This is a genomic window from Rhizobacter sp. P1_G5, assembly GCF_056405435.1.
Map to the genome: position 1 here is coordinate 1 of NZ_JBFUCB010000128.1, position 11,894 is coordinate 11,894.

The following is an 11,894-nucleotide window of genomic DNA, read 5'->3' on the forward strand; positions in this document are numbered from 1 at the left end:
CACGCTGCCCCACCGCATTTCTCCCTCCATGCCTCTGCCTCCGATCATCGCTGCGCCACAGCGCGATCGGGTTCCATGCCCAAGTTGCGCTCACTGGTGCGCAGTATCGGAAACAGGGCAGGGCGCATCTATAGCAACCCCCACGGACCCATGCCATGAACGTCCAGACTGCAGCCTTCAACCTCGTACACGAATACCCCGGCGGCGCCACCGCGCTCGCACCTCTGCTCGGCAAGAGCGCCTCGACACTCAGCCATGAGGTCGACCCCAACTACCCGACCGCCAAGATCGGGCTGGCCGACGCGCTCAAGCTCACGCTGCTGACGAAGGACCGGGGCATCCTGAACGCCTTCGCGCTCGCCAGTCACTGCATGGTGCTGCCGTTACCGGCCCGCGCCGATGGCATCGACGACGACACCTTCAAGGGCGTCACGCGCATGGCGCGCGAGTTCGCCGAGGTGATCGGCCAGATCAGCGAGGTGACGGCCGACGGCGCCGTCACCGACAACGAGCTGCGCCGCGTAGAAGGCGAGGCCTCCGAGCTGATGTCGGCCGTGCAGGCCGTGCTCCTCGCACTGCGTGTGCGCAATGAGGCGGCCAAGCCGCAGTCGATGCGGGAGGCGCGCTGATGCACACGCAGACCACCTCCTTCCCGAGCCTTGCCGTTGACGTGCTCGCACGCGACACGCTGGAGCGACTGAGTGCCGACGACCTCGCGACGGTCCGCGAATCCGAATTCATCTTCGCGGCCCTGGCCAAGCACCACGAGCGCACGGCGCGCTTGACATACCTGCCGCTGGGCATCTGCCGCAACTGCGAAGAGCGCTGCGCACCGGGCGAGCCCTACTGCGATGACGACTGCCGAACCGACCACACCCAGCGCGAATGCCGGCAAGCCCGGCTGCGCGCCTGACCGACCTCTGACATGACCTACCGACAAGATGCATTGCGGCCCACGCGGCTGCAAGGGAAGGGTGTTGCCCAATGAGCACCATGGTGATGGCGGTCTGCTGGCCGCTTCCGATGCCCCCGACGCCGAAGGCCGTCCTGATCAGCCTCGCCGACCAGGCGAACGACCAGGGCGTGTGCTGGCCGAGCATCGACACGATCACGACGCGCACGTGCTTCGGTGAGCGCGCGGTGCGCAATGCCATTCGTTGGCTGGAGACGGCAGGGTTGGTGAAGGTGGAGATCGGCGCCATGAAGGCGAACCGTTACACCGTGACCCCGCGCGGCAACGGCTGCGAACAGCAAAGCGCTCGACGCACCCCGGCACCAGATGCCCCCGGCAGCAAATGCCTCCCGGCACCACGTGCCCCCCGGCACGAGATGCCCCCGGCACGAGATGCCGGTCACCCGGCACGAGGTGCCGCCCAACCGGCACCAGATGCCGGTCACCCCGGCACGACGTGCCCCCTAACCGTAATAGAACCAATACAAGAAATACACCCCCAACCCCCAAAAGGGGCTGAGGACCTTTGGCACCACGATGTCGGCAACGCTCACGGCAACGCTCACGGCAACGACGAGGTCGGCGATGACATCGACGACGACGAGCAGGCGTCGAAGCACAAGCCGCTGCTGAGCCTCGCCCAGTTCCTCGCCATCTGCAAGGCCGCCGGGGAGAAGCCCATTCCCGAGGGCGACAAGGTGTTCGAGTACTGCGATGTCGCCGGCATCGACCGCGACATCCTGCTGCTGCACTGGGTCGAATTCAAGAACCGCCGCACCGCTCAGGGCAAGCGTCAACGCGACTGGCGGCAGACCTTCCGCAACAGCGTCCGCGACAACTGGTACCGCCTCTGGTTCCTCAAGCCGGGGACGCCCGCCCAGCTCACCACCCAGGGCCTGCAAGCGCAGGCCGTGATGCAACGCCACACCGCCATCAACGCTGCCACCCACGCCGCAACCCAAGGAGCCGCCGCATGACCCGCCGACCCGACGCAATGACCGCCCCCCACAGCGATGAAGCCGAGCACGCCGTGCTGGGCGCGCTGCTGCTCGACAACCAGGCCTTCGAGGCGGTGAGCACGGTCCTGAAGCCCGCGCACTTCTACCAAACCGACCACCGTGCCATCTACGAGACGATCTGCGAACTGCTGACCGCCGGCAAGCTGGCCGACCTGGTCACCGTCCACGAGAAGGGGCACCACGACATGGTGTACCTGAATCAGCTGATGTCGTGCGTCGTCAGCAGTCGCGCAGCCTTGCGCCACGCCGAACTGCTGGTCGAGCGCTGGCGTGAACGCGAACTGATGCGCCTGGGCTCGAACCTAGCTGACGAGATCCTGCGCGGCGCGCACGATGCGAAGGGCAAGCCGCAGCCGGTCGACCAGGTCATCGACCAGATGATCACGAAGCTGATGGCGCTCAACGCGGTGGCCGAGCGCAACGAGCCGCGCGACATCAGCGAGCTGGTGGTGGGCTTCGTCGACGACCTGAGCGCGCGCTACGACGGAAAGGTCACCACGGTCCCGACCGGGCTGAAGGATCTGGACCACTGCACCGCGGGCGGTGGCCGGCCGGGCGAGCTGTGGGTGATCGGCGCCAGGCCGAGCATGGGGAAGACCGGACTGGTCTTGACGCTCAGTCGCAACGTCGGCCGCAAGGACCGGGTGCTGATGCTGACCCAGGAAGACAGCTTGAACTCGCTGACGGCCCGGCACGTGGCCGCAGCCGGCCGGGTCAACCTGGCCGACATCCGCAACCCACTGCGTGCACCGCAGAGCATGTGGGAAGGCGTCACCGAGGGCGTCGAGGCGCTCGGGAAACTGCGCATCGCGATGGACGACCAGGCCGCGCTCTCCATCATGGACGTGCGCCGCAAGATCCAGCAGGTCAAGCGTCGCCACAAGGAACTCAGCCTCGTCGTCATCGACTACCTGCAGCTGATGGAGGGCGACGGCGACAACCGCAACCAGGAACTCGGGAAGATCTCCAACGGCCTGAAGCGGGCGGCCAAGGAATTCGCCGTCTGGATCATCCTGCTGTCGCAGATGAACCGCGAAGCCGACAAGCGCAGCGGTCCGCCGCAGATGAGCGACCTGCGCGACAGCGGCGACATCGAGGGCGCGGCGGATCTGATCGGACTGCTGCACCGCGAGCACCGGCGCAACCCGACCGAGGCCAACAAGATGCACGCCGAGCTGCACGTGGTCAAGCACAAGAACGGTCCGACCGACACGCTGAACTTCACCTTCGACGGCGCGCACCAGCGCTTCACGGACTGGGAAGGGCCAGCGCCGATGAAGAGCCTGAAGGCGCAGCGCGGCGGCGGCCTGGACTGATCGGAGCACGCATGCTGACGATGAACATCCGCTTCGATGCAGGCCAGATCGCCAAGGCGTTCGGCGAGCTGCAGCAGGAGCACCCGAACGTGATGGCGCAGGCCATCAACGACACGACGCGCGAGGTGCGTGATGCCCAGGTGGCCGCGATCCGTGCGAGCTTCGACAACCCGACGGCCTTCACGCTGCGGGCGTTGCGCACGACCTTCGCCACCCGCAGCAAGCTGCAGGCGATGGTGTGGCTGAAGGACGGCACGTCGCGGGCGCACTACCTGCTCCCGCAGATCGAGGGCGGAAACCGGCCGCTGAAGCGCTTCGAGGAGATCCTCGTGCAGGCCGGGCTGATGCGCAAGAACGAACGGGCGGTGCCCGGCGCGGGCGCCAAGCTCGATGCCTACGGCAACATGGGGCGCGGGCAGATCGTGCAGATCCTGAGCCAGCTGCAGGCGTTCAACCTCGCGGGGTCGGACGCCAATGCCACCAGCAGCAGGCGCTCGAAGGCCAAGCGCAGCAAGGTCGAGTACTTCGTGGCGCATGGCAGTGAGTCGAGGCAAGGGCGTGGCTCGTGGAAGCACGGCGACAAGATGCAGCACCTGCGACGCGGTGTGTGGGCGCGGCACCGCTTCAGCTCTGGCAGCGCAGTGAAGCCGGTGCTGCTGTTCGTCAACGGCACGCGCTACGGCAAGCGCTTCGACTTCGCGGGCACGGCGCAGCGCGTCATCGATAGCCGCTTCAAGTCGCTCTACGAGCAGCGCATGCACAAGCAGCTCGCGAAGCTCGGGCTGGGTTCGAAGGGGCAGGGTGCATGACCACCTCGACCTCGATCAGCACCACCCCCACCCCCCTAGACGGGTCCTCCCGGGAGACCTCGGTCAAGGGTAATTCGAACCCCGTTCGCACCGTAGTTGCGGGCGTTGCTTAAGGGGGTTGTACCCATGGAAGCGATGCAACAGCCCCTCTCTCACCCGCTGACGCAGGAGCAGTTCGGCGACCTGGTCGGCGTCAGCCAGCAGGCAATCAGCGAGCTGCTCGGCCGCGGGATCCTGAAGGCCGGCCAGCCGGCCTCGGCGTGGCTGCGCGCGTACACGAAGCACCTGCGCGAACAGGCGGCGGGCCGCGGGGCCGACGGCGAACTGGCGCGCGAGCGCGCCCGCCTCGCCCGTGAGCAGGCCGACCGCGTCGCGATGGACAACGCGGTGAACCGCCGCGAGYAGGCGCCCGTCGCGGTGCTGGAGCTGGTGCTCGCCAAGATGGCCGGCGACGTGGGCAGCTTGCTGCAGGGCCTCGTGCCTCGCGTGCGCCGCCGCGTCGAGTTGCCCACCGAGGCGCTGCGCATCTTCGAGGAGGAGGTCAGCAAGGCGCGCAACCGGGCGGCGGCGCTCAGCCTGGCGGATGCCGAAGACGAACCCGATGAAGAGGAGGATGGAAATTGACGGAACTGGCGCCTATGCTCGACGCAGTCGAGTCCGCGTACGTCGAGCCGCCCATGTCGCTGGCGGACCTCGGCACCGAGCAGCGCGACGAGATCAACGCGGCGCTGCGCCGCGGTCTGCGCCCGCTCGAAGCACCCCCGCCGATGCGCCTGTCGCAATGGATGGCCGAGCACTTCTACCTCAGCGAGGAGAGCAGCTACGAGCAGGGCCGCTGGGAAGCCTACCCGTACCAGATCGCCATTGCGGACTGCATCGGCCACGACGAGATCAACCACGTCACGTGGCGCAAGTCCGCTCGCACCGGATACACCAAGATCTTCCTGGCGGCCGTCGGCTATTTCGCCGAGCACAAGCGTCGCAACCAGGCGGTGTACCAGCCGACGGACGAGGACCGCGACGACTTCGTCACCACCGAGCTGGAGCCGATGCTGCGCGACGTGCGCGTGATGCGACGCGTGTTCCCCAAGTTCAACCGCAAGTCCAAAGAGAACACGATCAAGAAGAAGCGCTTCCTCGGCTGCCTGCTCCACCTGCGTGGCGGCAAGGCCGCGAAGAACTACCGCCGCATCACCGTGGACTGCGTGTACTACGACGAGACCGACGGCTTCGACCGCGACATCGAGAAGGAAGGCAGTCCCTTCCGGCTCGGGGACAAGCGCATCGAGGGCGCCACGTTCCCCAAGTCAGTCGCCGGCAGCACGCCGAAGTTGAAGGGCTTCAGCCTGATCGAGGACCGCGAGAGCCAGGCCGACGTGCGCTTCCAGTATTTCATTCGCTGCCCGCATTGCGATGACGAACACACCCTCGACTGGGGCGGCAAGGAAGCGCGGCACGGCTTCAAGTGGACCGACAACGACCCGGAGACGGTCGGCCACGTCTGCCCGCACTGCGGCGTGTGCATCACCCAGGCCGAGTACCTGGCGGCCTGGAAGGGCCGTTGGAAGTCGGCCGAGGGAATCTGGATCGACGAGCGCGACGAGCTGCAGCTGCGCTTCAGGAATGCCGTGGATGCGGAGATCGCACCGCCCATGCACGTGGCGTTCTTCAGTTGGACCGCATACAGCCCCCAGGCGACCTGGGTCAGCATCGTGCGCGACTGGCTGTCCGCGGCGAAGAAGGCGCAGGCCGGYGACGACAGCGACCTCAAAACCTTCATCAACACCACGCGCGGCGAGACYTACGAGCAGGAGCTGGAGAAGACCGACGCCAGCCAGCTCGCGCTGCGCGGCAAGCACGGGCATCCGTTGCGCATCGTGCCGCGCGGTGCGGTGAAGCTCGCGATCGGTGTGGACGTGCAGGGGGATCGCTGGGAACTCGTCGTGTGGGGCTTCGGCCGTGGCGAAGAAATGTGGGTCGTCGACGACCTGGTCATTTACGGCAACCCGGCCGACCAGCGCGAGTGGGATCTGAAGCTGGACCCGGCGATCAAGGCGACCTACCGGCATGTGTGCGGCGTCGAGATGTCGGCAGACGCGGTTGCGATCGACACGGGCGGTCACTTCACACACCAGTGCTACGTGTTCGTGCGCAACCGGCCGAACCAGAACCTGTACGCGGTCAGGGGCGAGACGCGGATGGGCCGCCCGATCAAGAGCGCCAGCGTGCTGGTCGACGTGAACGAGCGGGGCAAGACGATCCGCAAGGGCGTGCGGCTGTGGCACGTCGGGACGGATACCGCGAAGGACTTGCTCTACGGCCGCCTGCAGGTCAGCCAGCCCGGGCCGGGCTATGTGCACTTCGCGCGCGAGCTGACGGCCGAGTTCTACGACCAGCTCACGGCCGAAAGCCGGATGCTGGTGAAGACGGGCCGCGGCGAGGAACACCGCTGGCTCAAGCCGGCCGGCAAGCGCAACGAGAAGCTGGACTGCACGGTGTATGCGCTGTTCTGCGCACAGGCCATCGGGTTGCACACGCTCAGCGACAAGCTGTGGGCACGGCTCGAAGCGGGGCTGGAGCCTGACCTGTTCGCGTCGATGCCGTCGGCAAACGCCACCGCGATGGCAGATGTGCAGGCGTCTGCACCGATCGCGCCTCGGGCTCCACCACCCCCAGCCGCACGGCCTCTCGTACCTCAGCTCACGTCATCCCCGATTGCCAGCAACGCATGGAGCAGCCGCCTTTGAACCACACCCCGTCTCACTCGAAGTCCCCGTCCAAGCCCGTTCACCGCATTCCCCTGGTCGGCCAGATGTCGGACATCCTTCGCGACCGCCTCGCGCTGCAGGATCCGTGGGCGACCGCGATGGCGCAGGAAATCGTCCAGGGGTTGAGCGCCAAGTTTGGTGGCGCTCTCGTCTACGTTCCTCGTCCGGATCGGGGCTCGCGCGACGAACACATTCGCCTGATGTTCAACGGCGCGAACATCCAACAGGTCTGCGAGAAGTTCGGCCTGTCAAAGGCGCAGGTCTACAAGATTTGCGCACGCCGGCGATAAGGGCGCCGAGAACCAAACGCAAGGCGTGAACAGGGCCTGCAAATAGTCTCGTCTCGGTGTCTACAAACGAGACAGCAATTCCAAGACGATGACGGCATGCACAACGCACCTGTCATCGCATGAGCGCCACGCCCTGGTACAGCGTCCACCGCCGTCCTGTCTTCTCCGCACGCGCACAGGCCGAGGTCCAGCACGCCGAGATCTGGATCTATGGCGACATCGGCGAATCCTGGTACGGCGACAGCGTTGCCGCGAAGGACTTTGTCCTGACTGTCGCTGCGCTCGACGCCGAGACGATCACCGTTCGCCTCAACAGCAATGGCGGCTCCGTCAGCGACGGCATCGCGATCTACAACGCGCTGAAGCGCCACCCGGGCACCGTCACCGTGTCGGTCGATGGTGTGGCCGCGTCGATCGCGAGCCTGATCGCGATGGCCGGCGACCGCATCGAGGTCGCGGAGAACGCGATGCTGATGATCCACGCCCCTTGGGGTAGTGCTGCCGGCAATGCGAGCGAGCTGCGCGAGTACGCCGACCTGCTCGACAAGTGGGCGCAGGCCATGGCCGCGAGCTACGCCGCCAAGACCGGCCGGCCGCTCGACGAGGTGATGGCCTGGCTCGACGGCCAAGACCATTGGTTCAGCGCCACCGATGCCGTGACCGAGAAGCTCGCCGACGCCGTCACGGCCGCGCTGCCTGTCAGTGCCAGCGCTAGCCGCTTTGCTTGGGCCGGTTCCCGCGGCGCCGCATCGACGCCGGCCGTGTCTGCCGTTCCTTCTATCGCTCGCCCGACTGCTTCATCGATTCCCCCGACTTCTTCGACCTTGGAGACTGCATTGCCGACCGCTCAAATGGCTACCACCCACACCACCATCCCGACCACCCAGCCGACGCCCGCCGAGGCACAGGCTCACCAGGACGCCGTCCAGGCCGCGGTGCGCGCCGAGAACCAACGTCAATCAACAATCCGCGCCGCGTACCAACCCTACAGCGGCGATCCGCACACGCAGACGGTGCTCAATGCCGCGCTGGCCGATTCGAACTGCACGCTGGTGCAAGCCAAGTCGATGCTGCTCGATGCGATGGGTCATGGCTCCGTACCGCTGGCCGGCGGCTACCTGCTCACCGTCGAGGACGAAACCGACCGACGCAGGGCCGGCATGGCCGCAGCGCTGGAGATCCGCGCCGGCCTGGCGAAGAACGACACCAGCAACCCGTGGCGCGGCCACAGCCTGACCGAGATGGCGCGGGCCTCGCTGCAGGCGCACGGCGTCAAGCACGCCGGCACCGACCGCATGAGCCTGATCGCGCTGGCGTTCACGCACAGCTCGGGCGACTTCCCGTTGCTGCTGGCGAACGTCGCGCAGAAGGCGATGCTCAAGGGCTATGACGAAGTCGAGGAGACCTTCCAGAAGTGGACCGTGAAGGGCACGCTGCCGGATTTCAAGCCGATGTCCATGGTCGACATCGGCAGCTTCCCGGCGCTGCGCCAGGTGCCCGAGGGCGGGGAATACAAATACATCAGCATCGRCGAACGCGGCGAGACCCGCGTGCTGGGCACCTATGGCGAGATCTTCAAGATCACCCGCCAGGCGGTGATCAATGACGACCTGGACGCGTTCACCCGCATCCCGCGCAAGATGGGCCGGGCGGCGATCCGCACGGTCGGCAACCTGGCGTATGCGGTGCTGACCGGCAACGCGCCGATGGCCGACGGCAAGGCGCTGTTCCATGCCGACCACGGCAACCTGGTCGACGCCTCTGCGATCACCACGGCCGCCGTCGATGCGATGCGTGTCGCAATGGCCCGGCAGAAGGACGGCGGCCAGACCTCGGGCGCTTTGAACATCCGTCTCGCCAAGCTGCTGGTGCCGGTGTCGCTGCAGGGTACGGCGAACGTGGTCCGCGACAGCGAGTACGAGGTCGGCGCCGCCGCCAAGAACAACACGGTGCCGAACAGCGTGCGCGGCACCTTCGAGGTGATCTCCGACGCCCGTCTCGACGACAACTCGCCGACGCGCTGGTACGGCGTCGCCGACCAGGGCATGCATGACGTGGTGACGGTCGACTACCTGGACGGCAACGAGGCGCCCACGATGGAGCAGCAGCAAGGCTGGAGCGTTGACGGCGTCGAGTTCAAGGTCCGTATCGATGCGAGCGCCAAGGCGCTGGACTGGAAGACGCTGCAGCGGAATGGTTGATCAGGGCTGATCCCGGCTGACCTACACCTCACCACCACAGGAATTCACCATGAAGAACTTCGTCCAACCCGGCCAATCCATCACCACCGCGCCGGCCGCAGCCGTGTCCTCCGGCGGCGTTCTGCGCCTCGGCGCTCGCATCGGCGTCGCCCTCGCCAACGTTCCGGCCAACGTGTCCGGCGTTTTCTCCGTCGAGGGCGTCTACAGGCTGCCCAAGCTCGCAGCGGACGCGATCGGTGTCGGCGATGCGGTGCGATGGGATCACCTGCAGGGCGTCATCACCACGGCCACGATCGGTGCCGGCAATGCGGTGATCGCCTCGGCCGGCTTCGCCTTCACGGCCGCAGCGGCTGGCGAGACCTTCGTCGACGTGAAGATCAACGCCTGAGGCCGCGCCGGATGCTCGACGACATCTTCACGCGCAAGCTCGCGGTGCTGTACGCCCGGCTCGGCCGCGATGCGCAGTTCACGCCAGCCGGCGGCGATGCGCAACCGGTGCGGGTATTGCTTGACGAGCCGGGTAGCACCGGTCTGGACGGCATGCAGATGCGCACCGAGCCGACGATCCGCATGCAGAGCGTGGACGCGCCGAACGGCGTCCAACGGGGCGACCGCTTCACCGTCGCCGGCAAGGCTTGGGCGGCGCGCGAGGCCGGCGTGCCAGTGCTCGACGGCAGCGAGCTGCAGGTCGAGCTGAAGGCAGTGCCGACGGGAGCTGCAGCATGAGGGCCGAAGTCAACTCCACCCACGAGCGCATCCTGCAGTGCGTCGAGCTGGTGCTCAAGAGCGCAGGTACCGACGCAGCCGCGCGCGTGCATCGGGGCCGCGTCGATGCCTTCGGTGTCGACGAGATCCCGGCCATCAACATCCGCCGCTCCACCGGCCAGGCCGACGCGTTCGCGCATGCAGTCACTCGCGGCCTAATGGAGTTCGAGCTCGACTTCCACGTGCGCGGCGAGGACTGGGAGACCGCAGCCGACCGGCTGCACCTGCAGGCGCACCGCGTGATCGCGGTCGACGGCGAGCTGAACACCCTCGGTCGCGGCCTGCGCTGCGTGCGCACCGAGCCGCGCGCCGAGGGCGGCGACGAGACCATCGGCCGCCTGACGGCGACCTATCAGCTGCAGGCGCTGAGCCGGGCCGGCGATCTGTCCCTCGTGACGTGACACCAGCAGCCGCTGCCTCGCTGCCCTCACTCCTTCAACTCATCCAAGCACCACCACCATGATCTTCTTCGGATCCGGTCAATTCATCACCATCCCCGTCCAGGACTCATTCGGYAACCCCTGGGCCACCCCCACCCCCACGCGTCTAGGCGGCCTGCAGGACATCTCCGTCGACATCGACGTGGACCTCAAGACGCTGTACGGCTCGCGGCGCTACCCGATCGCCGTCGCGCAGGGCAAGGCCAAGATCGAGATCAAGGCCAAGTACGCCGAGATCGACGGCGCGGTCCTCGGCCGCCTGCAGTTCGGCAAGGCGCCGACCGCCGGCATCCGCGCGGCCGTCTACGACTTCGCCTTCCTGCTGGCGGCCGGTGCCGAGGGCAGCAATGTCGCGGTGGAAGTCATCGTCGAGCCGCCGCACGACGGCACCTTCGTCACTGACCTTGGCGTGGTCGACGGCGCCACGGGCGAGCAGCTGGAGCGCGTGCCGTTCGCCAACGACGCGGTCCCGGCCGCTGGCGAGTACGCGGTGTCGAACGGCAAGTACCGCTTCGCGCCGTCGCCGGTGGCCCGCAAGTTTCTGGTGAGCTTCGAGTACCGCGCCGAGTCGGCCAACGGTCGCAATGGCCAGATCTTCGAGCTGACGAACGACCTGATGGGGCCGACGCCGGCCTTCACAGTGATGCTGCAGAACCAGTACGACGGCAAGAACCTGGTGATGAAACTCAACCGCGCGGTCAGCAGCAAGGTCAGCCTGCCCTTCAAGAGCGACGACTTCGCGGTCTACGACCTGACGGCGCAGGCCTTCGCCGACGAGGCTGGCAGCRTCGGCTACATCGCGCTGTTCTGACCCCTTCGTCATCTTCATCCTCATCTCCATCACGACCATGAACGACACCATTACCCTGGGCGAACAGACGATCGAGGTCGCGCCCATTCCGTTGGGCCGGCTGAAGAAGCTGCTGCCTGCCTTCAACCGTGCAGGCCTCGCCTTCAAGAACGGCCGTCTGGACGAGGTCGTGTTCGACGACATCGTACTGGTGCTGTCCGCCGGCACCGGCAAGACGGTCGAGGAGGTCGAGCTGCTGCCGGCGACGATGGAGCAGCTGAGCGCGGCGCTTGAAGTTGTTGCCAAGGTCGCGGGCCTGGAGACCAAGGTAGGCGCGATGGGGGAAGGGCAGGCGTCTTCGGCGGCGGTGGTGGCGGCGGCCAACATGCCGGGGACGCCTGGAGCGATCCCTGGAGCGACCTCTACGCCTGGCTGATCACCGCGACCGGCTGGACCTGGCAGCACATCGACGAGCGCGTCACGCTGCCGCAGGTCTCAGCCCTGGCCGCGTTCTGGAAGCACACGCCGCCGGCCGCGCTGCAAC

14 protein-coding genes are annotated in these 11,894 nt (G+C 67.0%); all 14 read left to right on the forward strand.

Annotated elements, in window-relative coordinates; translation table 11 throughout:
• Positions 1-155 precede the first annotated feature (155 nt).
• The 14 genes from AC1D12_RS11815 to AC1D12_RS11880 all read left to right on the forward strand — a co-directional run bounded on the left by AC1D12_RS11815 (position 156) and on the right by AC1D12_RS11880 (position 11,786).
• The gene (locus tag AC1D12_RS11815) at positions 156-629 is read left to right on the forward strand and encodes a phage regulatory CII family protein (RefSeq protein ID WP_477840550.1); all 474 of its coding nucleotides are present in this window, start codon (positions 156-158) and stop codon (positions 627-629) included.
• A complete protein-coding gene (locus tag AC1D12_RS11820; RefSeq protein WP_477840552.1) occupies positions 629-913 on the forward strand; it encodes a hypothetical protein in 285 nt (94 codons plus the stop codon). The genes AC1D12_RS11815 and AC1D12_RS11820 overlap by 1 nt, the downstream gene beginning before the upstream one ends.
• 71 nt (positions 914-984) lie before the next feature.
• On the forward strand, positions 985-1,929 hold the full coding sequence (locus AC1D12_RS11825) for a helix-turn-helix domain-containing protein (protein ID WP_477840554.1): 945 nt from the start codon (positions 985-987) through the stop codon (positions 1,927-1,929).
• 17 nt (positions 1,930-1,946) lie between these two features.
• Entirely contained in the window at positions 1,947-3,287 is a 1,341-nt protein-coding gene (locus tag AC1D12_RS11830; RefSeq protein WP_477840556.1) for a replicative DNA helicase, read from the forward strand.
• Between the two features lie 11 nt (positions 3,288-3,298).
• Entirely contained in the window at positions 3,299-4,096 is a 798-nt protein-coding gene (locus AC1D12_RS11835; protein ID WP_477840558.1) for a hypothetical protein, read from the forward strand.
• A 126-nt stretch (positions 4,097-4,222) separates the two neighbouring features.
• Positions 4,223-4,720 carry a terminase small subunit gene (locus tag AC1D12_RS11840; protein ID WP_477840560.1) on the forward strand — a complete coding sequence of 166 codons (498 nt, stop codon included), beginning with the start codon at positions 4,223-4,225 and terminating at the stop codon, positions 4,718-4,720.
• Positions 4,721-4,773: 53 nt separating this feature from the next.
• A complete protein-coding gene (locus tag AC1D12_RS11845) occupies positions 4,774-6,843 on the forward strand; it encodes a phage terminase large subunit family protein (RefSeq protein ID WP_477840562.1) in 2,070 nt (689 codons plus the stop codon).
• Positions 6,840-7,154 (forward strand): Mor transcription activator family protein, encoded by a 315-nt coding sequence (locus AC1D12_RS11850; RefSeq protein ID WP_477840564.1) that lies wholly within the window; start codon positions 6,840-6,842, stop codon positions 7,152-7,154. The genes AC1D12_RS11845 and AC1D12_RS11850 overlap by 4 nt, the downstream gene beginning before the upstream one ends.
• Before the next feature lie 119 nt (positions 7,155-7,273).
• Positions 7,274-9,355 carry a ClpP-like prohead protease/major capsid protein fusion protein gene (locus tag AC1D12_RS11855; RefSeq protein WP_477840566.1) on the forward strand — a complete coding sequence of 694 codons (2,082 nt, stop codon included), beginning with the start codon at positions 7,274-7,276 and terminating at the stop codon, positions 9,353-9,355.
• 49 nt (positions 9,356-9,404) lie between these two features.
• Positions 9,405-9,743 (forward strand): DUF2190 family protein, encoded by a 339-nt coding sequence (locus AC1D12_RS11860; RefSeq protein WP_477840568.1) that lies wholly within the window; start codon positions 9,405-9,407, stop codon positions 9,741-9,743.
• 11 nt (positions 9,744-9,754) lie between these two features.
• Positions 9,755-10,081 carry a head-tail joining protein gene (locus tag AC1D12_RS11865; protein WP_477840569.1) on the forward strand — a complete coding sequence of 109 codons (327 nt, stop codon included), beginning with the start codon at positions 9,755-9,757 and terminating at the stop codon, positions 10,079-10,081.
• Positions 10,078-10,521: a hypothetical protein gene (locus tag AC1D12_RS11870; protein ID WP_477840571.1), complete on the forward strand. Its 444-nt coding sequence runs from the start codon at positions 10,078-10,080 to the stop codon at positions 10,519-10,521. Before AC1D12_RS11865 ends, AC1D12_RS11870 begins: the two co-directional genes overlap by 4 nt.
• Before the next feature lie 181 nt (positions 10,522-10,702).
• Entirely contained in the window at positions 10,703-11,371 is a 669-nt protein-coding gene (locus AC1D12_RS11875; RefSeq protein WP_477840573.1) for a hypothetical protein, read from the forward strand.
• Between the two features lie 37 nt (positions 11,372-11,408).
• Positions 11,409-11,786, forward strand: coding sequence for a hypothetical protein (locus AC1D12_RS11880; protein ID WP_056808546.1), 378 nt, complete (start codon positions 11,409-11,411; stop codon positions 11,784-11,786).
• Positions 11,787-11,894: the final 108 nt, after the last annotated feature.

What these genes read in the sequence shown, in the direction of transcription:
- AC1D12_RS11860 (WP_477840568.1), top strand. Translation starts at nt 9,405, where the DNA reads ATGAAGAACTTCGTCCAACCCGGCCAATCCATCACCACCGCGCCGGCC.
- AC1D12_RS11825 (WP_477840554.1), top strand. Translation starts at nt 985, where the DNA reads ATGAGCACCATGGTGATGGCGGTCTGCTGGCCGCTTCCGATGCCCCCG.
- AC1D12_RS11870 (WP_477840571.1), top strand. Translation starts at nt 10,078, where the DNA reads ATGAGGGCCGAAGTCAACTCCACCCACGAGCGCATCCTGCAGTGCGTC.
- AC1D12_RS11830 (WP_477840556.1), top strand. Translation starts at nt 1,947, where the DNA reads ATGACCGCCCCCCACAGCGATGAAGCCGAGCACGCCGTGCTGGGCGCG.
- AC1D12_RS11835 (WP_477840558.1), top strand. Translation starts at nt 3,299, where the DNA reads ATGCTGACGATGAACATCCGCTTCGATGCAGGCCAGATCGCCAAGGCG.
- AC1D12_RS11880 (WP_056808546.1), top strand. Translation starts at nt 11,409, where the DNA reads ATGAACGACACCATTACCCTGGGCGAACAGACGATCGAGGTCGCGCCC.
- AC1D12_RS11820 (WP_477840552.1), top strand. Translation starts at nt 629, where the DNA reads ATGCACACGCAGACCACCTCCTTCCCGAGCCTTGCCGTTGACGTGCTC.
- AC1D12_RS11815 (WP_477840550.1), top strand. Translation starts at nt 156, where the DNA reads ATGAACGTCCAGACTGCAGCCTTCAACCTCGTACACGAATACCCCGGC.
- AC1D12_RS11865 (WP_477840569.1), top strand. Translation starts at nt 9,755, where the DNA reads ATGCTCGACGACATCTTCACGCGCAAGCTCGCGGTGCTGTACGCCCGG.